Genomic DNA, 26,373 nt, shown 5'->3' with positions numbered 1-26,373 from the left:
ACCTCGCTAGATTTCCGTTTTGTCTTTGTATTCACACAGATCCTCGATAATGCAGGAGCCGCAGCGCGGCTTGCGGGCTATACAGGTATAGCGGCCATGGAGGATCAACCAATGGTGGACATCCACCTTGAATTCTTTCGGTACTACTTTTTCCAGCTTGTCTTCCACCGCCCGGACATCCTTGCCGGCGGCAAACTTGGTACGGTTTGATACCCGGAAAATATGGGTATCGACAGCGATGGTAGGCCAGCCAAAAGCCGTGTTCAGTACCACATTGGCGGTTTTGCGGCCGACACCGGGTAGCGCTTCTAGCGCCTCACGGTTTTCGGGTACCTGGCCCTGATGCTTATCCAGCAGGATACGGCACATCTTATGAACGTTCTCTGCCTTGGCGTTAAACAAGCCGATGGTTTTGATGTATTCCTTCAGGCCATCGACTCCCAGATCCCAGATGGCCTGCGGCGTATTCGCCACCGGGAAGAGCTTGGCGGTAGCCTTGTTAACGCCGACATCAGTAGCCTGAGCCGATAAGGTAACAGCCACCAGCAGTTCAAAGGGGCTGGAAAAGTGCAGTTCGGTGGTCGGGTGCGGGTTGGCGTCCCGCAACCGTGTAAAAATCGCCAGACGTTTTTGTTTATTCATGACTCGGCCGTAACACGTGCCCGCTGACTTTTAGCAACCGGCGCCGCCACCTGACGTTTTTCCCGCTGCATATCAATGGTCTTTTTCAAAGCAATGAGAAAGCCCAGGCCAATAAAGGCCCCCGGCGGCAGCAGAGCTACCAGGAACTTGCTGTCAAAATGGAACACTTCGATGCGCAGCCCTTTGGCCCAGTCACCGAGCAGCAAATCCGCGCCGTCAAACAGGGTACCCTGGCCAATGACTTCCCGCAGTCCGCCCAGTACCACCAGCACCAGGGTAAAACCAAGGCCCATCATCAGACCATCGAAAGCGGCAACTCCGACTGCGTTTTTTGAGGCAAAGGCCTCAGCCCGGCCCATGATCACACAGTTGGTCACAATCAGCGGAATGAAGATCCCCAGTGACTGATAAAGTCCGTAAGCAAAAGCGGTCATCACCAATTCTACGGCCGTCACAAAGGCGGCAATGATCATCACAAACACCGCCATGCGGATCTCTTTGGGAACCCAGTGGCGTACCAGCGACACCGTGGCGTTAGAGGCCACCAGCACCATCAGGGTAGCAATACCCAACCCCAGGGCGTTGGTCAGGGTATTACTGACCGCCAGCAGCGGGCATAACCCCAGCAGTTGAACTAACCCGGGGTTATTCTTCCACAGGCCCATCTGGGCAATGTCTTTATACTGACTCATTGGCTGCCTCCACAATCACTGGGTGCGGCAAAAAGTGCCTGTTTATGCTGGCGAAAATACAATACTGCCTTGCCGACGGCTTTTACCACTGCTCTGGGGGTGATGGTGGCACCGGTGAATTGATCAAACTGGCCACCGTCTTTTTTGACGCCCCAGTTCGGATCGTTGGGGCCGGCAGGTGCGGTGCCGACAAAATGCGTCAGCCAGTCACTTTTACGTTTCTCGATTTTGTCGCCCAGCCCGGGTGTTTCCTGATCTTCAAGCACATCAACACCCAGCAGGGTGCCACTGGGATATTGCATGGCAACCATCAATGAAATGGCACCACTGTAGCCGTCAGGGGCGACCGTTTGCATGGCGATGGCCACCGGCGCCCCCTGTTTGCGGGCGCGATATACGGGCATGGCATCACGGCTGCCCAGGGCGCTGCGGTCATGTACCAAAGTGCAGTCATTGAACAGGCTGTTGTCGTGGGATGAAGGGGCGATCAGGGCGTTGAGAATAGCCAGCTTCTGCGCTTCTTTTTGCTCGGCAATACGGCCTTTGGTCAGCTGGTAAGTGCCCGCCAACAAGGCTGTGGCAGCCAGGGCAAAGGCACCGAGGATCAAACCGTTTTTTCGCGCGGCACTCAGCAACATTAGTGTTTCTCCTCACCAAAACTCTGGGGCCGGGTGACAGTATCGAGCAGCGGTGCGGCCATATTGCCGATCAGTACGGCAAAGGCGATAGCGTCCGGGTAGCCGCCCAGTACCCGGATGAGGTAGGTCAACACCCCGATCAACAAACCGAAAATCAGTCGCCCTTTGGCGGAGGTGGCGGCGGTTACCGGATCTGTGGCAATGAAAAAAGCCCCGAACATGGCGGCACCACTGAACAGGTGAAACAGCGGTGAACCTGCTGCATCCGGGTGCAGCAGGTAGCCGGCCAGGGCACTGACAAAAAGCCCTCCCAGCACCCCGGCGGGGATATGCCAGGTGATCACCCGTTGCCATAGCAACAGCAGGCCGCCCAGCAAGAAGCCGAGGTTGGCCCAGTTCCATCCGAACCCGCCAATGCCGCCAAACAGCGGTTTTTTCATCGACTCTTCGGCAGTCAGGCCCCGGCCCAAATCGGTTTTCAGGGTATCCAGGGGCGTAGCCTGGCTACGCCCGTCCAGGCCCTGATCCAGTTGATGGGCGGCAAAACCGTCAGTGGTTTGGCCGGTAAAGGTCAGGCTCAAGCTGTCGGCAAAACTCGGGGTGTTAGCAGCCAGGCTTTGTGGCGGCAACCAGTTGGTCATTTGTACCGGAAACGAGATCAGCAGCAGCACATAAGCGGCCATGGCCGGGTTGAAGAGGTTCTGGCCGATCCCGCCGTAGAGCTGTTTGGCCACCAGAATCGCAAACACAGTGCCAATTAGCAGCAGCCACCAAGGTGCTGTGGGGGGTAGGGCTATGGCCAGCAGGATGGCGGTCAGCAGGGCTGAACAATCCGTCAGCTGCCACAGACTGCGCCGGCGCAGTACCAAGATGGCGCCTTCAGTGCACAGGGCAACCAGGCTGGCAAAGGCGATGTTGATCAACACCCCGTAACCAAAGAAGTACCAAAGAGCTGCCACGCCGGGCACGGTGGCGTAGGCCACCAGGCGCATAACCTGACCGGTGGTGCGCCGCTGGTGGCTGTGGGGAGAACTGGCGATGCCTAACATTAGTCCTGACCTTCCTGGGCTTTTTTCGCTTTAGCGCGGGCGACTGCCGCAGCAATAGCGGCTTTTTTACGGGCCGCGGCGTCATCGGTTGCGGCTTGAGGGGACGCCGCAGAGTCGCTCTTGGCGGCACTGTTATCGGCAGTGGCGTCAGCGCCTGCTGCTTCGGCCTTTTTAGCTTTGGCGCGGGCGATGGCTGCGGCGACGGCGGCTTTTTTGTCATCCGCGGCGGTATCGGTGCTGGCGTCAGCGCCTGTTGCTTCGGCCTTTTTCGCTTTGGCACGGGCGATGGCTGCGGCGACGGCGGCTTTTTTGTCATCCGCGGCGGTATCGGTGCTGGCGTCAGCGTCTGCTGCTTCGGCCTTTTTCGCCTTGGCGCGGGCGATGGCAGCGGTTACGGCGGCTTTTTTATCCTCTGTAGGAGCGCTGCCTTGTTGTTCGGCCTTACGTTGCCGGGCCAGGGCTTTACGTTCTTCGCGCAGCCGGGCCATTTCGCTGTTATCGGGCAGCTGCTCAGCACCTTGCTGGTAAGCATTGCTGGCCGCCTGTTGTTGGGCGGCGCTGATGGCATCATTTTGTTTGGCTTTGACCCGGGCCAGGGCGGCAGCGACAGCGTCCTGGTTGGGCTGGCGCTCGGCGGTGGCGGCTTTGCGGCGGGCCGCAGCTTCTTTATGACGGGCTTCGCGCTCTGCTTTTTCTCGTTCCAGACGGGCCTTGCGGGCCTCAAAGCGTTCCCGGGCCTTGTCCGATTTTCGTTTGTCTTGTTCCGCCTGACGGATAGCCGATTTGGCCACGCGATAATATTGCACCAACGGAATTTGCGAGGGGCAGACATAAGCGCAGGCGCCGCACTCAATACAGGCCGACAGCTGGTATTCGGCCAGTTTTTCGTGATCCTGGGCTTTGGCATACCAATACAGTTGCTGTGGTAGCAACTCCGCCGGGCAGACATTGGCACATTCCCCACAGCGGATACAGGCCATTTCCCGGCCGGCGGGGCTTAGCTCTTTATGGTTGGGCAGCAGCAGGCAGTTGACCGTTTTGCTGATGGGTGCTGCCGGGTTGTGCAGGGTAAAGCCCATCATCGGCCCACCGATAATCAAACGCTGCTGTTTACTGGCCTGAAAACCACACTCGCTGAGGACATGGCTAATGGGGGTGCCGATCGGTAGCCAGTAATTACCGGGGCGGCTAACCTGCTGGCCGGTTACCGTTACCACCCGCTCAATCAATGGCTGGCCATGGCAAATGGCCCGCCAGGCTGCATAAGCGGTACCGACGTTTTGCACCACCAGACCGAGATCGGCAGGAATGCCACCAGCGGGCACTTCCTGGCCGGTCAGCAATTTAATGAGCTGGCGTTCGGCGCCGGACGGGTATTTGGTGGGCACTACCTTCAAGGTGACATCGTCTAGGCCTAATAGCACCGCTTCCAGAGCGCTGATCGCTTCTGGTTTATTGTCTTCAATACCTATGACAACCAGCGGTGCCCCGACAATACGAGCCATCAGTCGGGCGCCGGTGACCACTTGCTCGGCGGCTTCGCGCAGCAGGGTGTCATCGGCGGTAATATAGGGTTCGCATTCGGCTGCGTTAATCAGCAGTGCTTCAATAGGGCGGCTGCCGCCGAGTTTGACGCCGGTGGGAAAGCCGGCGCCACCCATACCCGCCAGACCAGCCGCTTTGACAGCGTTGAGCAGCTCGACGGGATCGGCGTCAAAGGGTAGCTCGATGCCTTGGCAGGGAGCCCAGCGGTCTTCGCCATCGGCGTTGATGACAACCGCCAGATCGTCCAGGCCGGAAGGGTGGGTCAGAGGCCGCTGTTCGATGGCGCTGACGGTGCCGGAGGTCGGGGCGTGTACGGCTACGCCCATGACCGACAATGGCCGGCTCAGCGGCTGGCCTTTATCGACGCGGTCACCCACCTTGACCAACAGCTCCCCCAACTCTCCTAAATGCTGGCGCAGTGGCACCACATACTGGGAGCAAGGCGGTAGCGTTCCGATCGGTTTGTGATTGGACAGGCCTTTGTGTTCCGGCGGGTGGATACCGCCATGAAAATCGAAAATAACCGGACTTTTCAGCGCTTGCAGGAGGCTCATGAACGGGGCTCCTGAGGTAGTTCCTTGACGGCAATACGGTTTAATTGCCACTGCCAGTTTTGCACCGTGGTGGCCACCGGCCGCATTTCAATGCAATCAACCGGGCAAGGCTCAACGCAAAGGTCACAGCCGGTGCATTCACTGCTTAGCACCGTATGCATATGCTTGGCGGCGCCGACTATGGCATCGACCGGACAGGCCTGAATACATTTGGTGCAACCGATACATTCATCTTCACGGATAAACGCGACTTTTTTGACGTCTTCGGCGCCATGGGCGGCGTCCAGTGGTTTGGCATCGACGCCCAGCAAATCGGCCAGGCGCTCGATGGTTGCCTGACCACCAGGGGGGCACTTGTTGATGGCATCACCGTTGGCGATGGCTTCTGCATAGGGGCGACAGCCAGGGTAACCACACTGGCCGCATTGGGTTTGCGGCAGAATATTGTCTATCTGATCGACCACCGGGTCGGCTTCTACCTTGAACTTAACTGACGCCAAGCCAAGGATAACCCCAAAAATCAGCGCCAGAGCAGCAACAGCAAATACAGCAAAAATAATGGTCATGGTCAGAGTTTAACGAGGCCGGTAAAGCCCATAAAGGCCAGGGACATCAGCCCGGCGGTGATCATCGCGATGGCCGGGCCCTTAAATGGCAGTGGTACGTCGGCTGCTGCCAGCCGTTCGCGCATGGCGGCAAACAGGATCAACACCAGTGAAAAGCCCAGAGCGGCACCAAAGCCGTAAATCAACGATTGCATCAGGCTGTGATTTTCATTGATGTTCAGCAGTGCTACGCCCAGTACCGCGCAGTTGGTGGTGATCAGCGGCAAAAAGATACCCAGCACCCGATACAGCATCGGGCTGGTTTTTTGCACCACCATCTCGGTGAACTGAACTACCACAGCGATGACCAGAATGAATGACAGGGTGCGCAGGTATTCAATACCCAGGGGTTCGAGCAAATAGGTATTGACCAGATAGCTGCACACTGAGGCCAGGGTCAGCACAAAGGTAGTGGCCATGGTCATGCCAATGGCACTCTCCAGTTTGTTGGAGACCCCCATAAAGGGACACAGGCCCAGAAATTTCACCAGTACAAAGTTATTCACCAGCACTGTGCCTATCAGCAGCAGCAGATAATCGCCCATCGGTGGCGTTTTCCCTTGTCAAAGCCGTAAAATCAACGCCGTATTATCGTGGTTTATGGCGCCCTAAACAACAACGCGCCGGGTGGGGTTTTTCTATGCCGTTATTGGCGCTGGTGATGGCCATGGCCTTGTGGGCCAGTACTTTCGTGATTTTGAAGTGGGTTTTTGTCGCTGTAGCACCTCTGTGGGTGATTTGCGCGCGGATGTGGATAGCGGCGTTGGCGCTGTTAGCGCTGCGTAAATATTGGGGTAAAGCGGATTACCGGGCCGGAGACTGGCGGCTGTTTGTGTTGATGTCGCTGGCGGAGCCTTGCCTGTATTTTGTCTTTGAAGCCAAGGCGCTGCTGTATACCTCTGCCAGCCAGGCAGGCATGGTGACGGCGGTATTGCCGATGCTGACCGTGGCCGGGGCGGTACTGTTTCTCGGTGAACAAGCCGGCCGGCGGCTCTGGCTCGGGCTGAGCATGGCCGTTGCCGGAGTGATATGGCTGAGCGCCGACAGTGTTGCTACAGCGGCGGCACCCAACCCGGTGCTGGGCAATAGTCTGGAGTTTCTGGCGATGCTTTGCGCGGCGCTGTATTCGTTGTCGCTAAAGCGGCTGTCGACCCGTTATTCGCCGTTGTGGCTTACCGCCATTCAGGCCATCGCAGGGGCGCTGTTTTTCCTACCGCTGGCCTGGTTTAGCACACCGCTACCAGGGCAACTGACGCTGCCAGTGGCACTGGCGATGCTGTACCTGGGGTTGGGAGTAACACTGGGCGCCTATGGCCTCTATAACTTTGCCATGGCACGGTTGCCGGCGGCGCGGGTGGCGGTTTTTGTTAACCTGATCCCGCTATTTTCGCTGCTGCTGGCCTGGCTGTGGCTGGACGAACGGCTCAGCATGCAGCAAATCCTGGCCTGTGCTTTGGTGTTAGCTGGCGTCATGTTCAGCCAGCAAAACACCGAGTCAGTGGCTGAGCGCCAGAGCTGAGGGGCCAAAAGGCTGCGGCTTGGCCAGAAAATAGCCCTGCAAGCCGTCTAAGCGCAGATCGGTCAGCACCATCCTTTCTTCTGGTGTTTCTACATTCTCTGCCAGCACTTTAACGCCCAGGCGGTGGGCGATATCCACCAGAATACGCAGGTAATACTGGCTGTCCTGATCGTTATCAATACCCTGGCTGAGCGAGGCATCCAGTTTCACAAAATCAGGCTTGAGAGCACGGAAAAAGCGGATGGCACCGAGGCCGTAACCAAAACGTTCAATGGTGATGCGGCAGGCCATCTTGTGCACCACGTCGATAAAACGCTGACTGTTGGTGATATGCCGTACCAGACCTGCCTCGGGAACTTCAAAAACCAAGTGCCCGGTCAGTTCCGGGTGGTTTAACAGCTTGCGCTCCAGCCACTGTACAAACACCGGATCTTGTACCGTCAGGGCGTTGAGGTTGATGGCATACAAAGAATCACCGTGCGGTTTACCCGACAATTCCGCCAGGGCCTTTTTTACTACCAACTGATCCAGCTGCTGTACCATCCCCAGCCGTTCTGCCATAGCGATGACAGTGGCAGTAGGCAAGCGCCGGCCCTGCTTGTCATAGCAGCGTGCGAGGATCTCCGAGTAATGAATATCGCTGCGGTTAATGGCGTGAATGGGCTGAGAGTGCAACTCCAGGCCGCGATCACTTAGCAGGTATTGCAGGTGCTCGCGCCATTCCCGTTGTGAATTATGCTCCAGGCCGTTTGGCTGGCTCAGGGTATCGGTCAGGAACCAGCCGGGTAGGGCATCGGCCATGGCCATGGCCAGGGCATTGTCAGCCCGGGCCAGTAAATCGCCGGGAGTATCCTTGTGGGCAATAGCCAGTCCGATATAGGCCGCCAACTGTTCTTGGGGTACCCGGATAGCGCTAAAAGCGCCCATCAGTTGTTCGGTGAACTTTCTGATGGTGGCGGCATCGTTGCTGCTGATAAGTAACGCAAAGTCGCTGCCGGACAGTCGAAAAGCACGGACGCTGAGCTGGTTTGAACCACGGTTTTTGAGGATGTCTGACAGTTGCTTGATGTAATCATCACCAGCCTGGTAGCCATCTTGATCGTTGATGACTTTCAACGACGAAGCGCGTACCAGCGCCAGGGTCAAAGCCTTACCGCTACTGAGCATCTGGCTCATGCGTTCAGTCAGGGCGCGGCGATTGGGCAGGCCGGTCAGAGGGTCGGTCAGTACCCTGACACTGAGCGCTTTAACCTGCTTGTCCTGATGACCTTGGGTCAGCCGCAGCTTTTCCTGGACACTGGCCAGAGCCTCATAGGCATTGGCCAGTTCACGCATAGCCGGCGCCGGCAGCGTGCGGTCCAGCTCGTCTACGCGGCTAATGTGGTCACGCAGCTCCTCGCTGCTGTCATGTAACTGGCGGTTCAGCCAGCGGGAAGCCAGTACACTGGCCAGGCTCCACACTAGTGCCGCCAGCAGACTCAGTATCCAGAACTGCTGCAGCTGCTGCAAAATGGCGGAAATGTCGGGGGTAACGGTCAGTTGTTGTTGCTGATGACGTACGCTTATCGGCTGCTGGCTCCAGCTTTGCTGCAGCCAGCCGGTCAGTGCCGGGTGATAGGCCTGACTGTGGCTGTGCTGTGGTTGTCCTTGAAACTGCCATTGCAGCCAGGCCGCGGGTACCGGCTCGGTGAATCCCTGGCTCACCCAGAGTGAAACCTGCTGCTCTACTTCGTCATAGCGTTGGGCAACAGTCTCTTTTGCCCAGTAAGTACTGGCAATGATCAGGGCGGCAGCCACCAGCAATGACGCCAAGATCCCGCCAATGGCCAATTTAGCGCTCAGTTTCATAGTGACAGGCCCACGATTTCCCCTAGCAAAAAAGATAACCTATTAGCGTTTCATCGACCAACAACGTCGCGAGTTTAACCTGTCAAACAAGATGTTATGGGTTAGGCCATTACGGTGAGACGTGTTGAGCACGACAATAAAGCACTAAAGTGTAGACGATGGCTCTGATGTTGATCATGAAAATCAATGTCAAGCCATTGAAATAGCCGATAATTTATGTGGGCGGTCGGCTCGGGCGAGAGCAAGTCCGGCGCTATGGCTGACAATCAGGCTATATCAACGAGAGCTGTATTATTACCGGCGCCACCTTATAAGCGTTGGGTATGCTCATAATCCAGAGGCACTACGAGGTGAAAGGTCGGCGTTTTCTCGGATCACCGCCGAGTACTGCACGAAGCCAAATAAAAAGGCCTGCACATCTGTGCAGGCCTTTTTATTTGGCTCCCCCGACTGGACTCGAACCAGTGACATACGGATTAACAGTCCGCCGTTCTACCAACTGAACTACGGGGGAATAATTTGTCGTGGTAGTCAAGGCTACCTCGCACACCCCAAAAACGGCTGTGCTTAAAATTGGCTCCCCCGACTGGACTTGAACCAGTGACATACGGATTAACAGTCCGCCGTTCTACCGACTGAACTACGGGGGAATAAATTGTTGTTTCGCTCAGGCTCATCAGCATCATTTACAGCTGACTTGGCCTGACACAACACATAGCTTTAGCTATGCGTCAGTTGAATTGGCTCCCCCGACTGGACTCGAACCAGTGACATACGGATTAACAGTCCGCCGTTCTACCAACTGAACTACGGGGGAACAACGGTGGCGAATGTTATCCATGCCCCTTTGGACTGTCAACAGAAAAAGCCCTGCAGGGCGCTTGATTGCTTGCCTTTTGCTCAACCAGTGAAGGAGGACAAAAAAGTCGGGGCATTGCACAGCGAAGCGGCCGTTTTTTGACAGTTTTCGTTACCGGAAAGCGCGCAGATGGTGATGAACTTGTTCACAGCTTGCGTTGTAAGGGCTGGGCGCAGTTATCCACTTTTTTTGTGGATAACTCTGTGGGGAAAACCGTACATGCCTCAAAACACGTGGCCTCAGTCAGAATTACTGTTTTTGAACGCTTTTCAGCTACAAGTTATTTTTTTATTTTAAATCAAATGGTTATGGTTTTTGTGTGTTTATTACAAAAGCCCTTGGTAGCAATTGTTGCAGTTTAGTAATGAGGACTTGACGTTGTGAATTATCTTCACGAAAAGTGCGTGCGCTAACCTGGGTTGCCAGCGTCAGAGCCTCTTGTATCGTGGTCTGGCAACAGTGGGCGATACAAAGTTGTTAAAAACACGGGTAAACGTGACTGTTGGGCTTTAAGGGGCGTAAACTGGCGACTTTCATTTTTATACAACAGATGGGGAGCCATGGCCCGCGCGAAGGTAGATCTAGTCAATGGGGAAATCGGCCCGACACTGAAACAGATGACGGTATCATTGTTGTGGGGCATGGCCACCATGATGACCTTTAACCTGGTCGACACCCTGTTTGTCAGCCGCCTGGGTACTGAGCCACTGGCAGCCATCAGTTTTACCTTCCCGGTGAGCTTTACGCTGATCAGCTTGACCATCGGCCTGGGGATCGGCACTTCTGCCGTTATTGGCCATGCGCTTGGCCGCCAGGACGCGGAGTCGGCATTACGCCAGGGTAACGCAGCGCTTTGGCTGGGGGTCTTGTTGGTGGCACTGCTGGCGTTATTTGGCTGGCACTTTCACGATGCCATCTTTGCCTTGCTGGGCGCCAATGACAGCCAACAGCAGCGCATTGCCAGTTATATGCACACCTGGTTTTTGGGCAGCCCGCTGCTGGCGGTACCAATGATTGCCAATGCCGTGATGCGGGCCAATGGTGACACCGTGACACCGAGCCGCTTCATGATGCTGGGCGGGCTTATCAATGCGGTGATGGATCCGCTACTGATTTTCGGGCTTGGGCCTTTTCCGGCCATGGGCCTGAAGGGGGCCGCCGTTGCGACGGTACTGGCCTGGCTGGGAGGCTCGGTGGGGGTGTTGTGGTTGTTGTACCGGCGCCACCTGGCACGTTTGGCCTTACCGGGGCCGGTGATGTTTGCTGATTGGCGGCGGTTGCTGCGCATTGGCTTGCCGGCGGCCGGAGCCAATATCATGACGCCACTGGCTATGGGCGCTTTGACGGCGATGGTGGCGCATTTCGGCCCTGCGGCGGTAGCCGCCTTTGGGGTTGGCAGCCGCTTGGAATCCATGGCTATTTTGGTGGTGCTGGCACTGTCAATGAGCCTGCCCCCGATGATCAGCCAGAATATGGGCGCGGCGCGAATGGACCGGGTTCGCCAGGCGTACCGGTTGGTGGTGCGCTTTGTGCTGGCCTGGCAGGGCGGTCTCTATGTTTTGCTACTGCTGCTGGCGTGGCCGATCAGCATATTGTTTGGGAAAGATCCGGCTGTTGCCAGCCTGATCCGCTTGTTTATCTTTATCGTACCGCTTGGCTACGGGTTGCAGGGGGTGGTTATCCTTACCAATTCCTCGTTTAACGCCCTGCATCAGCCGGGGCGGGCGTTGGGGCTGTCGATACTGCGTTTTTTCGGCTCAAAAGTACCGCTGGCATTTGCCGGTGGCTGGTTATTTGGCCTGCCGGGATTTTTTGTTGGCATGGTCATCGCTAACGCCTTCAGTGCCACTGTTGCTTACCGTTGGTTTACCAGGGAGCCGTCATGAGCAAGCCCTTTACGCTGAAATCGGATTATCAGCCAGCCGGTGACCAACCGGCGGCTATCAGCCAGCTGAACGAGGGCCTGGAAGCCGGACTGGCGCATCAGACGCTGCTGGGCGTGACCGGTTCCGGTAAGACCTTCACCATGGCCAACGTCATTGCCCAGCAGGGGCGGCCAACCTTGCTGCTGGCCCACAATAAAACCCTGGCCGCACAGCTTTATGGTGAGATGAAAGAGTTTTTTCCACAAAACGCGGTGGAATATTTTGTCTCCTATTACGACTACTATCAGCCGGAAGCCTATGTCCCGGCGTCAGACACCTTTATTGAAAAAGACGCCTCGATAAACGACCACATCGAACAAATGCGGCTGTCGGCCACCAAGGCTCTGATGGAGCGCCGTGACGTGGTGATAGTGGCCTCGGTTTCGGCCATTTACGGCCTGGGAGATCCGCAGAGTTACCTGTCCATGATGCTGCACATTCGCCAGGGCGACATCATCGATCAGCGTGCAATTTTACGCCGTCTGGCGGAACTGCAGTACAGCCGTAACGAAGCGGCCTTTAGCCGTGGCACCTACCGGGTACGGGGGGAGGTGATTGATATTCACCCGGCCGAAAGCGACGAGGAAGCTATTCGTATTGAACTGTTTGATGATGAAGTGGAACGCATCAGCACCTTTGATCCGCTCACCGGCCAGGTACTGCGGTCCGGTCTTGGGCGGGTTACGATATACCCGAAAACCCACTATGTGACGCCGCGGGAAAAGGTGCTTGAAGCGGTCGAAAACATCAAACAGGAGCTGCAACAGCGGCGGGCCGAGCTGCGCAGTGCCAATAAGTTGGTGGAAGAGCAGCGGCTGGCCCAGCGTACCCAGTTTGATATTGAGATGATGGTTGAGCTGGGCTATTGCTCCGGAATCGAGAATTACTCACGTTACCTGTCGGGCCGTAACCCCGGTGAGCCGCCGCCGACGCTGATTGATTATCTGCCGGCTGACGGTTTGCTGATCATCGATGAATCCCACGTCACGGTGCCGCAGATCGGCGCCATGTTCAAAGGTGACCGCTCCCGCAAGGAAACCCTGGTGGAGTATGGCTTCCGGTTGCCGTCAGCGCTGGATAACCGGCCATTGAAGTTTGACGAGTTTGAGGCCATTACGCCACAGACCATCTACGTCTCAGCAACGCCGGGCAACTATGAGTTGGAGCGCTCCAGTGGCGATGTGGTGGAACAGGTGGTGCGGCCTACCGGTTTGCTCGACCCGCTGGTGGAAGTGCGGCCGGTTGCGACTCAGGTTGACGATGTGCTGTCGGAAATTGGTGAGCGGGTGGCGCTGGACGAACGGGTTCTGATCACCACACTGACCAAAAAGATGGCTGAGGATCTGACTGAATACCTCAATGAGCATGGGGTTCGGGTGCGTTATCTGCACTCGGATGTGGATACCGTTGAGCGGGTGGAAATTATCCGCGATCTGCGACTGGGCAAGTTTGATGTGCTGGTGGGCATTAACCTGCTGCGTGAGGGCCTGGATATGCCGGAGGTTTCACTGGTGGCTATTCTTGATGCCGATAAAGAAGGCTTTCTGCGCTCTGATCGTTCGCTCATTCAGACCATGGGCAGGGCCGCCCGGAACGTGCGTGGCAAGGCCATTTTGTATGCTGACCGCATTACCGGCTCGATGCGCCGGGCCATGGATGAAACTGCCCGGCGCCGGGCCAAGCAGGAAGCCTTCAATGCCGAGCATGGCATTGTGCCGACGGCACTGAACAAGAAAGTCGGGGATATTCTGCAGCTGGGTAAAGTGGTGGCGAACACCGGCAAAGGCAAAGGGCGCATTAAAGGTAGCGCCGCGCCGACAGACGCCAAAACACTGGCCGCGCAGATCAGTGAACTGGAAAAAACCATGTACCGCCATGCCCAGAACCTGGAGTTTGAGCAGGCGGCGCAGCTGCGGGATCAGCTGGCGGCGCTCAACGAACAGCTTAAAACCCTGTAAAACCCCGCCGAGGCGGGGTTTTAATCAGGTAAGGTGCTGGCGTAGTAATAAGCTGCCAACATGATCAGGGTGATCAGGATCAGCAACAAGGCCTGCCACCAACGCTTCATGCAACCTCCTAATCCGCGTTTTTCCCCACTCTACCCAGTTGTATCGGCCATGTTAATGATTTTTTGACAGGCCGTGTTTTTCCAGTCGATATAACAAGGCCTTATAACCCAAGTTGAGATAACGGGCGGTTTGCCGGCGGTTTCCCCCGTTGAGCGCCAGAGCTTTATCCAAGCAGTGGCGCTCAAAGCTATCCCAGTCCAGGCCGCCGGGAGGCAAGGTCAGCTCAAAATCTGCCTGCTGCGGCGTACTCAACGTTGCTCCGGGCATGTCTTCTCCCAGTAATACCAGCCGCTCAAGACGGTTGGCCAGCTCCCTGACATTGCCCGGCCAGTGGTGATCGAGAAAACGCTTGAGCAAGGCGCTATCCAGAGGCGGTGCCGGCAGTTGGTGGCGGCGGCTGTATTGATCAAGAAAATGCCGGCAAAGGGCTGGAATGTCGTCTTTACGCTCACGCAGCGGTGGCAGCGTCAGTGGTACCACATTCAGCCGGTAGTAGAGATCTTCACGAAAGCGACCCGCGGCCACTTCACTTTTCAGCTCACGGTTGGTTGCGGCAATGATGCGAACATCCACCGGCCGTTCCTGGTGTTCGCCAAGCCGGGTCACCCGGCCTTCTTGTAAGACGCGCAGCAGTTTACTTTGCAGTGGCAGTGGTAACTCGCCGATCTCGTCAAGGAACAAGGTGCCGCCACTGGCCGCTTCGAATTTACCGGCCTTGGCCTGGTTGGCGCCGGTAAAAGCGCCTTTGTCGGCGCCAAACAGCTCACTTTCGGCCAGGGCTTCCGGAATAGCGCCGCAGTTAACGGCAATAAAGGCCTTGTTGCTGCGCCGCGACAAGCGGTGCAGAGCGCGGGCGGCCAGCTCTTTGCCGGTACCGGATTCCCCTTCGATAAGCACTGTGGCGTCGGTATCGCTGACTCTGGCCAAGCGGCTGTGCAATTGCCGCATGGCCGGTGAGTTGCCGATAATGTCGGTCAGCTTATGCTGGTCAGTCAGGGCTTCATTAAGGCGGCGGTTATCCTGTTTTAGTTGCTGAGCGCGGCTGACTTTACTTAGGGTCAGTTGTAATTCCTGCCGGGAAAAGGGCTTGGACAGGTAGTCATCTGCGCCCAGGCGCATGGCTTCCACCGCATGGCTGATGGTGCCGTAGGCGGTCATCATCACAAAGGCTGGCGGGTTACTGAGCCGCTGGCATTGGCGGAGCAGGCTGAGGCCGTCACCATCGCCGAGTTTCCAGTCAGATAGCACCAGGTCAACTTGTGTTAGTAGCGGCTCTGCCTGTGCGACGCTGGCGGCGCTGATGAGCTGATACTCCCCCAGCAGGGCACTAAGTAGTTGCCGTTGTTCAGCATCATCTTCAACCAGCAACAGGCGCATCAGGCTTTTCTCCAGGTAAAAATAAAACCGCTTCGGCGCCTCCATCAGGGTGGTTAGCCAAGCTCAGGCTGCCACCGTAACGTAGCCGAGCCAGGCGTTCAGCAATATACAAACCCATGCCGGCGCCATCGGCTTTATGGGTGGCGTGTGGGGTGAACAGCCGCGCTTTGATAGCATCACTGAGCCCCGGCCCCTGATCATGCACACGAATGGTGGTGCCGTTGTCGTCCTGACTGACGGTTAACTCTGCCCTTTGCCCGGGCGCCGCTTCCAGAGCATTACTCATGATGGCATGCAGCATGGCCCGCAGCTCGGCTTCGTCAGCCAGCATGGTGCAGTGTGGGGGCAGTGTCAGCTGCCATTGGCCACCAATGCTGAGCCTGATATCGGCCAGCAGTTCACTGAGCACCAGCGCCTGCTGGCGGTTGACTCCCTGTGCTGACAGCGTCAGTAACGCCTTGATGGTGTTGTCCATCTGCTGCAGTTTTTGGCGAATGCCCTGGCGCTGGGCCTCGTCGCAGGGGCCTTCCAAGGTCAGGCCAATGGTATGTAAGGGGTTACGTAAGCTGTGCGCCAGGCCCCGGGCTACATCACCCAGCTCAGCCAATTGCGCCTGAGCCTGCATGCGCTGCTCTTGTTCGCGCAGTTGCCCCAGCTCGCGACTCATCTGGTTAAAGCTGTTAATGGCGCTTTTCACTTCGCCCATGCCGCGTGGCGTAATATGTACTCCCAAGTGGCCGGAGGCCACCTGATGCAGCCCCTGGCTAAGCTGCTCTAGTGGCCGTGATAACGCTCGGGCCAGCAGGTAAATGGCCAGCAGTGCCAGCAAGCAGGTAATGGCCAGGCTGGCCCATAGCTTGGTGTTAGCGGCACGCACCACATGCACGGCGGGCATCGCCGGGGTATCACGGCGCTGTTCAATGGCGGCGATGGCCGAGCGTTCGGCCTGGCGGGCCAGTTCGGCGGCTTGGCGTTGCTGCTCGGCTTTGGCCCGTTGTGTCAGCACCCGGACTTCGGCACGCAGCCGTGCGGTTTCGTGGGGCGCCAGGCCGGCCAGGTCGTTTGGAATGGTGATAGCTGGTAAGGGCGGCGCCGGCTCTTGAAGTTGATTGAATTCTTGCAGTGCGTGGCTGACCGCATGACGACTGACACTGACCACTTCGAGGTTGATGTCATCTTTGAGGCTATGCAGTAGCCATAGCTGCGCGGCTGCCAGCAGTAAAAAAAGTGGCCCGAAAACGGCCAGCAAGGTGTATTTAACGGCCATATGCCCTCCTGTGTTATGAGGCTAACAGAGGCTGTCGCCAGCGGCGACCAGCCCAAGGGCCACAGTGGCTGTGCCGATTTGCGGGCAAGATCCCCAAATGGGGACATTTTTTTTCAACCGATTTATGAAAAGCAAATAAAAACAAATGATTACGTTTTGGCATGAGACTTCCATCCTTGCTGGCGACACCCATTAAGGAGGAAGACCATGAAACCATTAACGCTGCTGGCAGTACTGCTGCCGGCCACTTTGCAACTGTCTTGTGCTGCCCATGCCGGTGATACTCCAGCCCCGGCGGCGCCAGCGCCAGCAGAGCAAAAAATCCGTTATCACCTGGTGATTGACAGTGACGACCAGCACCTTGATGTGTCTGCTCACTCAAAAGCCGCGCTGCACAAAGCGTTGGTCAAACAGCTCGGTAGTGAAGAACAAGCCCAAAAAATTGAAAAGCAAATGGCCGAGGCCGACAAAGCCAGAGCCAATGCTGAGCGCCAGCGTCAGCGGGTTGAAGTGATCCGCATCCAGGCGCAGCAGCAGGCCCGGGAGGCTATTGAACAAGCCAATGCCGAGTTGCGCCGGGTGGCGATCACCTTACATGAACATGACACTCATCTGGCGCCGCGGCCACCGTTGCCGCCGGGCGCATCGGATGCTGAGGTGATCATCGACCTTATTCGCCACAGTAAGCTTAGCGATAAGGACAAAGCGGCTATCAGTCAGGCCTTGGGCAAAGCCCACTAAGAAAAAGCCCCGCTTAAGCGGGGCTTTTTGCTGTTAGTGCTGCTGGTAAATTTTATCGAGAATAGCTGCCAGCCGCTCGGCCGCTTTTTCCATGCGTACCTTGGCGATAGGCCCGAAGTGGTCCACATATCCCTGGCCCATATCGTGGTGCTGGCCGTAGTAGCGATAAACCTGGCGGGTTATCTGATAAGACTCATTACCCCACTGCAACGGTGTACCGCCTTGCATGCTGGGCGAGGCCAGCTTGGCGAGCTGATCGCCAAAGTGCAGCCAGTCATCACCACCCATGTGGTCGAGCATGCCGTAATCCCAGATACCGTGCAGGTTCATTTCCTTGCCAAAGAACATGCCTTTGGTTTTGTTGCCACCCCAGTCATCGGCATAGCTGACATGCAGCGGCTGGTGAATATCACCGACAAAATGTGACAGGAAGAACAGCGCCTGCCAGTCATTGGGATTTTGGGTCAGCACGGCGCGGTAGTGCTTGATGGCCGACAGCACGCAGCCTTTGGGGCCGCAATCGCTGGCTTTGAGCACTTTGGCGCTGCGCGGCAGGTTGATGTAATGCAGGTGCTTTGACCAATCCCACTGGTGGTCTTTTTTGATGTCGTCAGCCCAGGTGCAGCTTTCGGCAAAAGAGTGGTAACCCCCTTGCTTTTTGACAATGGCGTCAAGGCGCTGCTGAGTATGGGTAGAGCTAAGATCGTAAGCCGCCTCACAAATGGCCTTGTGGCCATTAAAGCCCCAGGCAAAGGCCTGCGAGGTAACCAGTAAAGAAAGAAGCCAGAAAAGGTGACGCATGGTGAACTACTCCGGTTTTTTCGCCATTGTACCGGTTTTTACCCCAGCTGCCGCAAGGCGCTTTGTCGCACAGTACTGGGAGCTGGTGGCCGGGCCAGTATTGCATACGTTTGCAAGTACTGGCGAAGCCGCCATTGAGCTGTGATGCTTAGCCTGACCTTTGCGTTAACACAAATGGAAACCTTTATGCGATACGCCGTGATTGCCGCCAGTCTGCTGGCGCTGGCAGGTTGTGCTCAGCAACAGAGCAGCAGCAACCCTTACCAGCCTGTGCCCTATGTGCAGATAAAACACCCCGAGTGGTCTAAAAACGCCACCATCTATGAATTAAACACCCGCCAGTTTACAGCTGAGGGCACCTTCAAGGCGGCGCAGCAGCAACTGCCGCGGCTAAAAAAACTGGGCGTTGATATTGTCTGGCTGATGCCCATCAACCCCATTGGTGTTAAGCATCGCAAAGGCGAGCTGGGCAGCCCCTATTCGGTGAAAGACTATTACGGCGTGAACCCGGAATTTGGCACCCTGGCCGACCTCAAAGCGTTCGTGGCTGAGGCCCATAAGTTGGGGATGCACGTGATCCTCGATTGGGTAGCCAACCACAGCGCCTGGGACAACAAGCTGGCTACCGAACATCCGGATTGGTACGCCAAAGACTACAAAGGTGATTTTCACCCCACGCCCTGGTTTGACTGGAGCGACATCATTGACCTCAACTATGACAAGCCGGGCCTGCGTAAATACATGACCGACGCCATGAAATACTGGGTCAAGGAAGCTGATGTTGATGGTTTCCGCTGCGATGTGGCCGGTTATGTGCCGGTGGATTTCTGGAACGAAGTGCGCCGCGAACTTGATAAAATCAAGCCGGTGTTCATGCTGGCCGAGTGGGAGTCTCGTGACTTGCACGCCCACGCTTTCGATATGACCTACGCCTGGAGCTGGTACGACGCCATGCACCGGGTGGCGACCGGCAAAGCCAATGTCGGTGCGCTGGCAGGCTATTACTCACAAAACGAAAGTGCCTGGCCGAAAAATGCCATGCGCATGACCTTTGTCTCCAACCATGACAAAAACAGCTGGGAAGGCACGCAGTTTGAAGCCTTTGGCGATGCCCTGAAACCGGCCATTGTCTTGTCTGTGGTAGGAGAAGGCCTGCCGTTGATTTACAACGGCCAGGAAGCCGGTAACACCAAGCGGCTGGCGTTTTTCAAACGCGACCCCATTCACTGGCAGCCCAGCCCCATCGGCACCCTTTACCAGCAGCTGTTTAAGCTCAAGCACGAAAACCCGGCGCTGTGGAATGCCCATTGGGGCGCCACCATGATCAAGGTGCCGAATAATCATGAAAGTCAGGTGTTGAGCTTCGTACGGCAAAAAGATCACGACAAGGTTTTTGCGGTGATGAATTTTTCGGCCCAGCCGAAAACCGTATACTTTGCTGAAAGCCTCTATCAAGGCCAATACCACGAGTATTTCAGTGGCCAAGCGGTGTCGTTCAAGGGGAACGATAGCCTGACACTTCCGGCCTGGAGTTACCGGGTTTATATTGGCGACAAGTAATAAAAAAGGCCGCAACAGCGGCCTTTTTTATTCACCTCGGTACAAGCACCCGGCGGTACAGGTTTCCCTGACCCACACCGCAGAGAGCAGCGGCAACTGGGGCTTCACTTTGTCCCAAAGCCATTTGGCCAGTACCTCAGAGGTGGGGTTTTCGAGGCCGGCGATGTCATTGAGGTAGCAGTGGTCGAGCTGGTCAATCAGCGGCTTAACCACCTTTTTGATATCACCAAAATCCATTACCCAGCCGGTGTGCGGATCAACCGGACCGGTCACTTCAATACGCACCCCAAAGGTATGGCCATGGAGATTGGCGCACTTGTGCCCGGCCGGTACGTTGGGCAGGCGATGGGCGGAGTCAAAAGAAAACTCTTTATACAGGGTGGTATTCATAGGATCTCACGGCTCAGATAGGGCAGGGGGTCATCCAGACCATATTCACGGAAGGCTTCCAGCCGTTCCTGGCAGGCGCCGCAGCGGCCACAGGCGGCGTCACCACCTTCGTAGCAGGTCCAGGTCTGGCTGTAGTCCAGCCCCAGTTTCAGGCCTACCCCGAGAATATCGCCTTTGCTGGCGTGCAAAAACGGCGTTTCAATGGTCACCGGCTCGTAGTTGGCAATACCGGCCACGTTATTCATGGCGGCCACAAACTCCGGGCGGCAATCCGGATAAATGGCGTGGTCACCGCCATGGGCGCCGTAATAGACTTTTCCGGCCCCGATGCTGACGGCTTTACCGATGGCCAGCGACAACAAAATCATGTTGCGGTTGGGCACCACGGTTTGTTTCATGGAGGCTTCGGCGTAATGACCATGGGGCATATCTGCATCCGAGGTCAGCGCGGAGTTGGATATCAGCCCCTGAATGGCGCTGATATCCACCACGTCGTGGGCAATGCCCAGGGCCGTGGTCACGCGGCGGGCGACGTCCAGTTCTTTGACGTGGCGCTGGCCATAGTTGAACGACAGCGCATGCACTGTCATGCCATCGGCCAGGGCCTGATGCAGCACGGTATACGAATCCATGCCACCGGAATAAATTACGACTGCGTTGGTCATTGCACTCACCTCATTGGGGCGAGCATTTTATGGTAGCATCCACCGGCTCTCAACCTTGGTACGGCAAAGATGCGTTATCCGGTCAATGAAATTTTCGAAACGCTGCAGGGGGAAGGCCGTTTTAGCGGTCTGCCGGCGATTTTTGTGCGCTTGCAAGGCTGCCCGGTCGGCTGCCCCTGGTGTGATACCAAGCATACCTGGGAGCAGCGCGCCGAAGACCAAGCGCCACTGGGTGATATTCTGGTCAAAAACGCCGACTCCTCACACTGGGCCTATGCTACCGCAGAGGCCATTTTGGCGGCTTTTAGTGAACGGGGTTTTCGCGCCAAACTGGTGGTGCTGACTGGCGGTGAACCCTGTATGTATGACCTGCGGCCGCTGTGCGAGCTATTGCACCAGCACGGTTACCAGACCCAGGTTGAGACCTCCGGCACGTTTCCTGTTAAGGTTCCAAGTGATACTGTTGTAACCCTTTCGCCAAAAGTTGATATGAAAGGCGGTTATGCGGTGCTGGATGAAGCTTTGGCCCGGGCCGACGACATCAAGCACCCGGTGGCCCGCGAGCGGGATATTGCCGCCCTGGACGCCCTGTTGGCGCGCTGTGGTGATAAGCCCGTGTATCTGCAACCGGTCAGCCAGGGCAAACGCGCCACCGAACTGTGTATCAACACCTGTATTGCACGCAATTGGCGCTTGTCGGTTCAGTTGCACAAGTACCTTGGCATAGAATAAGCCGCATCATTACTGCGTCAGGGAGCGCCTATGATCAACGCCTACGTCCGTAACGGTGACACACTGGATGTGTTTGAACTGTCCACCGACCAGCGCCTGCCCGCCAACACTCTGTGGCTGGATGTGTTCAAACCCACTGATGACGAACGCCAGTGGATGTCCACTTACTTTCAAGAAGAAGTGCCGGAAGAAGACGACATCAATGAAATTGAGGCGTCAGCGCGGTTTTATTCGGATAAGGACGGCCTGCACATTACCTCGCTGTTCCCTCACCGGGTAGGCAAGGAAGTGCGTAGTGTCAACGTTTCCTTCACGCTGCGCGACAAACTGCTGATCACCCTGCGCGAGGAAGATATTGGCCTGTTGCGGCTGTTCCGGGCTTATCTGCGGCAGGGCAAAATGGAAGGGGTGGATCCGGTTTCGCTGTTGGTGGAAATGCTGATCTTGAAGGTGGAATATCTCTCTGACCTCCTCGAAGACGTCTACACCGTGCTCGACAGGGCCGGCCAGGAGGTCTTCGAAGCGGAAGAGCTGGATGACATTCTCAAGCTCATCACCATGCAGGAAGATGCCAACGGTAAAATTCGCCTCAGTCTGCTCGATACCCAGCGTTCACTGCGCTTTTTGACCCGCAACCAGCGTGGCCGTTTGGATGAAGAAAGCCGCAAAGAAATCAAGGATATGCTGGCTGACGTAGAGTCATTGCTGCCCCATACCCAGTTCTTGTTCGACAAAATCAACTTCCTGCTGGATGCCGCCATGGGCTTTACCAGTTTGCAGCAGAACAAGATCATCAAAATCTTCTCGGTTGCGGCGGTGGTGTTCCTGCCACCGACGCTGATTGCCTCGTCATACGGTATGAACTTTGATTTCATGCCGGAGCTGCACTGGCACTATGGCTATCCACTGGCCATTGCCCTGATGTTTGCTTCTGCCATTGGCACCTACTTTTTCTTCAAACGTAAAGGCTGGCTGTAACGGTTTTTTTTCGGCACAGTGGCTATCTCCCTAACGAACGGATGTAGCCATGCTGCCTGCAACCTCCCGGCTGACTTTTAGCCCTGTCACTGCCGCTGACAGGGCTTTTTACTATGCCCTTGAGCGCCACCCACAGGTGATGCGCTATGTGGCTGAAAACCGTACTGATGACACTATCGAAGCCATGTTTAGTGAAGCTTGCCAGCCCTGGCAGCGCGATCGCGATGGCTGGCTGTGCCTGCTCATGCGGCTGCGTAGCACGGGTGAACCGGTGGGGATCTACGGTTTGCAGCATTGTCTGGCACATCGCCGTGGTGAACTGGGCTTTTTGCTGATGCCCCATTTCTGGGGGCAGGGGCTGGCCAGCGAGGCGACAGCGGCGATGATCGCCTATGCCTTTGATGAGCTGGCCTTGCATAAACTCACTGCGGTGGTGGCTGCGGTGCACACTGGCTCGTTGCGGGTGTTGGAAAAACAGGGGTTTGAACGTGAAGGCCTGCTGCGCGAACAAGCCTGGCTTGATGGCGCCTGGCAAGATGATGTGCTGCTGGGGCTATTGGCGAGCAACAGAAAAAAGCCCGCTTTGCTAAGCGGGCTGGGGTAGTGGTTACTGACTGAGTTCCTGATCGCTGAAAGTGTCAGCAAACAGTGGTGAGCTCAGGTAGCGCTCGGCAGAAGACGGCAGGATCACGACAATGTTCTTGCCTTCATAGGCCGGATCTTCGGCCAGGCGTTTGGCGGCCACCACCGCCGCGCCGGAGGAAATACCGGCCAAAATACCTTCTTCTTTCATCAGCCGGTGAGCCATGGCCATGGCGTCGTCGTTGCTGACTTGTTCGACTCGGTCGACCATTTCCAGATCCAGGTTGCCGGGGATAAAACCGGCCCCAATGCCCTGAATTTTATGGGGGCCGGGTTTGATTTCCTGGCCGGCCAGGTGCTGGCTGATGACCGGTGAGTCGGTTGGTTCTACGGCCACCGATTCCACGGCTTTGCCACGGGTCAGTTTCAAATAGCGGGATACGCCGGTAATGGTGCCACCGGTGCCGACGCCGGCCACGAATACATCAATGTTGCCGTCAGTGGCGTCCCAGATCTCCGGGCCAGTGGTTTTTTCGTGAATCGCCGGGTTGGCCGGGTTGGAAAACTGCTGCAACAGTACGTACTTATCCGGTGCCCCTTGCTTGATTTCCTCCGCCTTATCGATGGCGCCTTTCATGCCTTTGGCCGCTTCAGTCAGCACCAGTTTGGCGCCCAGCGCTTTGAGCAGCTTACGCCGCTCCAGGCTCATGGACTCGGGCATGGTCAGCGTCAGGGGAATGCCCCGGGCGGCGGCGACAAAGGCCAGGGCAATACCGGTATTACCGGAGGTTGGTTCGATCAGCTCTTTACCGTCGCCAAGCAGGCCTTTTTGCTCGGCATCCCAGATCATGTTGGCACCAATACGGCACTTCACGGAGAAGCTGGGGTTGCGGGCTTCGATTTTGGCATAGACGTTACCGCCGCTGACACGGTTCAGTTTCACCAGTGGTGTGTGGCCAATGGTTTGGGAATTGTCGGAAAAAATTGTGCTCATAACACCCTCAGGCTGCCTTGTTGCTTGACGACAAGGTAACCAGCAGGCAAAAGTCTGTTAAGGATTTTCTGGTTATATGGTTATAAGCACCATGTCTGAACACCCGCACGACCCAGAGCACCAGTCGGCCTTGGAGGCCTGGCGCGAAGGCAAGGAAACCCGCGCTATTGTGACGCCCTTTGCCTTTAACGTTGACGAAACCCTGCTGGGAACGCCACTAGCCAAGCCTTTTCGCCGAGGAGTGGCCATGGCCATTGACCTGATCTTGGTGTCCCTGCTGACCGCCGTACCCAGCTCTGCGGTGGCGCTGGTGGCAGCTATCGCCGGCTGGGTCATCGCCGGCCGGCACGATCAGGTTGTCCACGGCTGGGCCAGGCGCTGGTTGCGGCTTGTGGTGGTGGTGGTCATTTTTGTGTCGGTGGCAGGCATCGGGGAATGGGCCGGTCAGCAGTTTAGCGATGGTCCCCCGAAAAAAGCGGTGAAGGCCACCGATGTTGTGGCATTGGGCGCGGTTACGGTGGCCCTTAATCGCTGTCAGGACAAAGCCTGTGTCGCGCGGCTGACGCCAGAGCTGGCAACGGTGCTGAATGACCGTTTTGCCGACCGGCCAGAAAGCCGCCGGGAAATGGCCCGGGAGCTGTTTCGGAACATGGATTTTTTGTCTGATGCCGACAAGCAGGCATTTCGCCAGCAACTGCTGGCCACGCCAAAAGATGACAAACCGCTGAGCTGCCCGGTACAGCTGGCCCGCTGTGATGCCCAGCTGGCCAAGGCCCGTAAACTACCTAAAGAGTCGACCACGTCACTGCTGGATTGGGGTAAAAGCCTGATCAACGACCTGGGGCTGGGGCTCAGCTGGGCGGCTTTGTATTTCACCTTGTTCACTGCCCTGTGGCGAGGCCGTACTCCCGGTAAGCGTTTACTGAAATTGCGCGTGGTACGGCTTAACGGTGACGCCATTACCCTGGCTGACGCCTTTGGTCGCTATGGTGGCTATGGCGCCGGCCTGGCCACCGGCTTACTGGGTTTTTTACAGGTCTACTGGGACAACAACCGCCAGTGTATTCAGGACAAGATCGGGGAAACCGTGGTTATTCAGGACCGACCAGTTGTTCGCTATAATGGCGAGCAACCTGACAGCGCCAGACAACAAGAGGATAAGGCGTGAACAATATCGTGATCAGCGGCTCCGGCCTCTACACTCCGCCGGATGCCATCAGTAATGACGAACTGGTTGCGGCCTTTAACCAGTACGTTGATAACTATAACGACGAAAACAAAGCCGCCATTGACGCCGGCCAGTTACAGCCACTGGCCCATTCCAGCAGTGAGTTCATCGTTAAGGCCTCGGGTATCAAAAGCCGTTATGTACTTAACAAAAGCGGCATACTGGACCCGGAAGTGATGACGCCGCGCATCGCTGAACGCAGCAACGACAAGCCATCGGTGATGGTGGAAATGGCCATGCATGCCGCCGACCAGGCACTGCGGGCTGCGGGCCGCGACCCGCAAGACGTTGATCTGGTGATCTGCGCCGCTTCCAACATGCAGCGGCCCTATCCGGCCATGGCGGTGGAATTGCAGCATTTTATTGGTGCCAGTGGCTTTGCCTTTGATATGAATGTGGCATGCTCGTCGGCGACTTTTGCCATTGCCAGTGCTGCTGCACTGCTCGCCTCCGGCCAGGCCAAAACGGCCTTGCTGGTTAACCCGGAAATTTGCTCCGGGCACCTGAACTTTCGTGACCGCGACAGCCATTTCATTTTCGGTGATGCCTGTACCGCCCTGGTGCTGGAACGGGCTGAAACGGCCTGCGCCGTTGAACAGTGGCAAATCTGTGGTGAGAAGCTGGTGACGCAGTTTTCCAACAATATTCGTAATAACTTCGGGTTTCTTAACCGCGCTGCGCCGCAGCAGCAGTTTGATGTCGACAAACTGTTTGTGCAGGAAGGGCGGAAAGTCTTCAAGGAAGTGGTACCGCTGGTCAGTGAGCTGATCAGTGCCGAATTGGAACGTCAGGGCCTGCAAGCTGATCGGCTGTGGTTACACCAGGCCAACATCAACATGAACCAGTTCATTGCCCGCAAGGTACTGGGGCGAGATGCGACGCCAGAAGAAGCGCCGGTGATCCTTGATGAATATGCCAATACCTCCAGTGCCGGTTCCATCATCGCCTTTCACAAACACCGTGCCGGCTTGGCGCCGGGGGCTGTTGGTGTAATTTGCTCCTTCGGGGCGGGCTACTCTGCCGGTTGCATTACGGTAAAAAAGCGTTGAAAAAAGGGCCTTAAGGCCCTTTTTTCTTGTGATAACGCCGTAATACACACTTTGTAAAACAATT

General features: G+C 56.6%; 25 protein-coding genes and 3 tRNA genes. 11 read left to right on the top strand and 17 right to left on the bottom strand.

The annotated features are described in order from the left end of the window. Positions 1-6 precede the first annotated feature (6 nt). Genes nth through rsxA form a run of 7 tightly spaced genes read right to left on the bottom strand, consistent with a single transcriptional unit; the run spans position 7 to position 6,270 of the window. Positions 7-642 (bottom strand): endonuclease III, encoded by a 636-nt coding sequence (gene nth, locus WDB70_RS09255; RefSeq protein WP_406663638.1) that lies wholly within the window; start codon positions 640-642, stop codon positions 7-9. Next, on the bottom strand, positions 639-1,334 hold the full coding sequence (locus tag WDB70_RS09250) for an electron transport complex subunit E (protein WP_406663636.1): 696 nt from the start codon (positions 1,332-1,334) through the stop codon (positions 639-641). Before WDB70_RS09250 ends, nth begins: the two co-directional genes overlap by 4 nt. After that, a complete protein-coding gene (gene rsxG / locus WDB70_RS09245) occupies positions 1,331-1,972 on the bottom strand; it encodes an electron transport complex subunit RsxG (RefSeq protein ID WP_406663634.1) in 642 nt (213 codons plus the stop codon). The genes WDB70_RS09250 and rsxG overlap by 4 nt, the downstream gene beginning before the upstream one ends. Further along, on the bottom strand, positions 1,972-3,021 hold the full coding sequence (rsxD, locus tag WDB70_RS09240; RefSeq protein ID WP_406663632.1) for an electron transport complex subunit RsxD: 1,050 nt from the start codon (positions 3,019-3,021) through the stop codon (positions 1,972-1,974). The genes rsxG and rsxD overlap by 1 nt, the downstream gene beginning before the upstream one ends. Then, positions 3,021-5,120, bottom strand: coding sequence for an electron transport complex subunit RsxC (gene rsxC / locus WDB70_RS09235; protein WP_406663630.1), 2,100 nt, complete (start codon positions 5,118-5,120; stop codon positions 3,021-3,023). The genes rsxD and rsxC overlap by 1 nt, the downstream gene beginning before the upstream one ends. Next, positions 5,117-5,686, bottom strand: coding sequence for an electron transport complex subunit RsxB (rsxB, locus tag WDB70_RS09230; RefSeq protein WP_406663628.1), 570 nt, complete (start codon positions 5,684-5,686; stop codon positions 5,117-5,119). Before rsxB ends, rsxC begins: the two co-directional genes overlap by 4 nt. Before the next feature lie 2 nt (positions 5,687-5,688). Beyond that, on the bottom strand, positions 5,689-6,270 hold the full coding sequence (gene rsxA, locus WDB70_RS09225) for an electron transport complex subunit RsxA (RefSeq protein WP_406663626.1): 582 nt from the start codon (positions 6,268-6,270) through the stop codon (positions 5,689-5,691). Between the two features lie 95 nt (positions 6,271-6,365). Between rsxA and WDB70_RS09220 the strand changes: the two genes are divergently transcribed. Next, on the top strand, positions 6,366-7,244 hold the full coding sequence (locus WDB70_RS09220; protein WP_406663624.1) for a DMT family transporter: 879 nt from the start codon (positions 6,366-6,368) through the stop codon (positions 7,242-7,244). On the opposite strand, the gene WDB70_RS09215 is transcribed toward WDB70_RS09220, so the two are convergent. The 4 genes from WDB70_RS09215 to WDB70_RS09200 form a co-directional block, all read right to left on the bottom strand. Next, complete coding sequence (locus WDB70_RS09215) at positions 7,221-9,092, bottom strand: EAL domain-containing protein (RefSeq protein WP_406663622.1); 1,872 nt, start codon at positions 9,090-9,092, stop codon at positions 7,221-7,223. The genes WDB70_RS09220 and WDB70_RS09215 overlap by 24 nt on opposite strands. 438 nt (positions 9,093-9,530) lie before the next feature. Continuing rightward, a tRNA-Asn gene (locus tag WDB70_RS09210) sits at positions 9,531-9,606 on the bottom strand. A 60-nt stretch (positions 9,607-9,666) separates the two neighbouring features. Continuing rightward, a tRNA-Asn gene (locus WDB70_RS09205) sits at positions 9,667-9,742 on the bottom strand. A 91-nt stretch (positions 9,743-9,833) separates the two neighbouring features. Continuing rightward, positions 9,834-9,909: transfer RNA gene (locus tag WDB70_RS09200), tRNA-Asn, on the bottom strand. Positions 9,910-10,511: 602 nt separating this feature from the next. Between WDB70_RS09200 and WDB70_RS09195 the strand changes: the two genes are divergently transcribed. Both WDB70_RS09195 and uvrB read left to right on the top strand, forming a co-directional pair. Continuing rightward, positions 10,512-11,837, top strand: a complete 1,326-nt coding sequence (locus tag WDB70_RS09195; RefSeq protein ID WP_406663620.1) for an MATE family efflux transporter — start codon at positions 10,512-10,514, stop codon at positions 11,835-11,837. Beyond that, on the top strand, positions 11,834-13,834 hold the full coding sequence (gene uvrB / locus WDB70_RS09190; RefSeq protein WP_406663618.1) for an excinuclease ABC subunit UvrB: 2,001 nt from the start codon (positions 11,834-11,836) through the stop codon (positions 13,832-13,834). Before WDB70_RS09195 ends, uvrB begins: the two co-directional genes overlap by 4 nt. A gap of 162 nt (positions 13,835-13,996) precedes the next feature. Here the strand turns inward: uvrB and WDB70_RS09185 are convergent, their stop codons facing one another. After that, the gene (locus tag WDB70_RS09185; protein WP_406663616.1) at positions 13,997-15,322 is read right to left on the bottom strand and encodes a sigma-54-dependent transcriptional regulator; all 1,326 of its coding nucleotides are present in this window, start codon (positions 15,320-15,322) and stop codon (positions 13,997-13,999) included. Further along, positions 15,303-16,589, bottom strand: coding sequence for an ATP-binding protein (locus WDB70_RS09180; RefSeq protein ID WP_406663614.1), 1,287 nt, complete (start codon positions 16,587-16,589; stop codon positions 15,303-15,305). The genes WDB70_RS09185 and WDB70_RS09180 overlap by 20 nt, the downstream gene beginning before the upstream one ends. 207 nt (positions 16,590-16,796) lie before the next feature. On the opposite strand from WDB70_RS09180, the gene WDB70_RS09175 reads away from it, so the two are divergent. Further along, positions 16,797-17,330, top strand: a complete 534-nt coding sequence (locus WDB70_RS09175) for a hypothetical protein (RefSeq protein ID WP_406663612.1) — start codon at positions 16,797-16,799, stop codon at positions 17,328-17,330. A gap of 33 nt (positions 17,331-17,363) precedes the next feature. Here WDB70_RS09175 and WDB70_RS09170 read toward each other — a convergent pair whose 3' ends face one another. Next, positions 17,364-18,131, bottom strand: coding sequence for a S1/P1 nuclease (locus WDB70_RS09170; protein WP_406663610.1), 768 nt, complete (start codon positions 18,129-18,131; stop codon positions 17,364-17,366). On the opposite strand from WDB70_RS09170, the gene WDB70_RS09165 reads away from it, so the two are divergent. Beyond that, complete coding sequence (locus WDB70_RS09165) at positions 18,130-18,276, top strand: hypothetical protein (RefSeq protein WP_406663608.1); 147 nt, start codon at positions 18,130-18,132, stop codon at positions 18,274-18,276. The two genes, WDB70_RS09170 and WDB70_RS09165, sit on opposite strands and share 2 nt — an antisense overlap. 41 nt (positions 18,277-18,317) lie before the next feature. Further along, on the top strand, positions 18,318-19,691 hold the full coding sequence (locus WDB70_RS09160; protein ID WP_406663606.1) for an alpha-amylase family glycosyl hydrolase: 1,374 nt from the start codon (positions 18,318-18,320) through the stop codon (positions 19,689-19,691). Between the two features lie 27 nt (positions 19,692-19,718). Here WDB70_RS09160 and queD read toward each other — a convergent pair whose 3' ends face one another. Further along, complete coding sequence (gene queD, locus WDB70_RS09155) at positions 19,719-20,081, bottom strand: 6-carboxytetrahydropterin synthase QueD (RefSeq protein ID WP_406663604.1); 363 nt, start codon at positions 20,079-20,081, stop codon at positions 19,719-19,721. After that, positions 20,078-20,746, bottom strand: a complete 669-nt coding sequence (queC, locus tag WDB70_RS09150) for a 7-cyano-7-deazaguanine synthase QueC (protein WP_406663602.1) — start codon at positions 20,744-20,746, stop codon at positions 20,078-20,080. The genes queD and queC overlap by 4 nt, the downstream gene beginning before the upstream one ends. Positions 20,747-20,815: 69 nt before the next feature. Between queC and queE the strand changes: the two genes are divergently transcribed. Genes queE through WDB70_RS09135 form a run of 3 tightly spaced genes read left to right on the top strand, consistent with a single transcriptional unit; the run spans position 20,816 to position 23,060 of the window. Continuing rightward, positions 20,816-21,478, top strand: a complete 663-nt coding sequence (queE, locus tag WDB70_RS09145) for a 7-carboxy-7-deazaguanine synthase QueE (protein WP_406663600.1) — start codon at positions 20,816-20,818, stop codon at positions 21,476-21,478. A 30-nt stretch (positions 21,479-21,508) separates the two neighbouring features. Next, positions 21,509-22,456, top strand: a complete 948-nt coding sequence (gene corA / locus WDB70_RS09140) for a magnesium/cobalt transporter CorA (RefSeq protein ID WP_406663598.1) — start codon at positions 21,509-21,511, stop codon at positions 22,454-22,456. Between the two features lie 49 nt (positions 22,457-22,505). Further along, complete coding sequence (locus WDB70_RS09135; RefSeq protein WP_406663596.1) at positions 22,506-23,060, top strand: GNAT family N-acetyltransferase; 555 nt, start codon at positions 22,506-22,508, stop codon at positions 23,058-23,060. Between the two features lie 3 nt (positions 23,061-23,063). Here WDB70_RS09135 and cysK read toward each other — a convergent pair whose 3' ends face one another. Then, positions 23,064-24,032 carry a cysteine synthase A gene (gene cysK / locus WDB70_RS09130; RefSeq protein WP_406663594.1) on the bottom strand — a complete coding sequence of 323 codons (969 nt, stop codon included), beginning with the start codon at positions 24,030-24,032 and terminating at the stop codon, positions 23,064-23,066. Between the two features lie 91 nt (positions 24,033-24,123). Between cysK and WDB70_RS09125 the strand changes: the two genes are divergently transcribed. Next, complete coding sequence (locus WDB70_RS09125) at positions 24,124-25,200, top strand: RDD family protein (RefSeq protein WP_406663591.1); 1,077 nt, start codon at positions 24,124-24,126, stop codon at positions 25,198-25,200. Continuing rightward, positions 25,197-26,309, top strand: a complete 1,113-nt coding sequence (locus WDB70_RS09120; protein WP_406663589.1) for a beta-ketoacyl-ACP synthase III — start codon at positions 25,197-25,199, stop codon at positions 26,307-26,309. Before WDB70_RS09125 ends, WDB70_RS09120 begins: the two co-directional genes overlap by 4 nt. Positions 26,310-26,373: the final 64 nt, after the last annotated feature.

The organism is Gallaecimonas aegicerasi (assembly GCF_045291545.1).
In the GTDB taxonomy this organism is placed as follows: Bacteria; Pseudomonadota; Gammaproteobacteria; order Enterobacterales; family Gallaecimonadaceae; genus Gallaecimonas.
The sequence above is the reverse complement of the archived record's forward strand: the minus strand, read 5'-3'. Positions and strand labels throughout refer to the sequence as shown.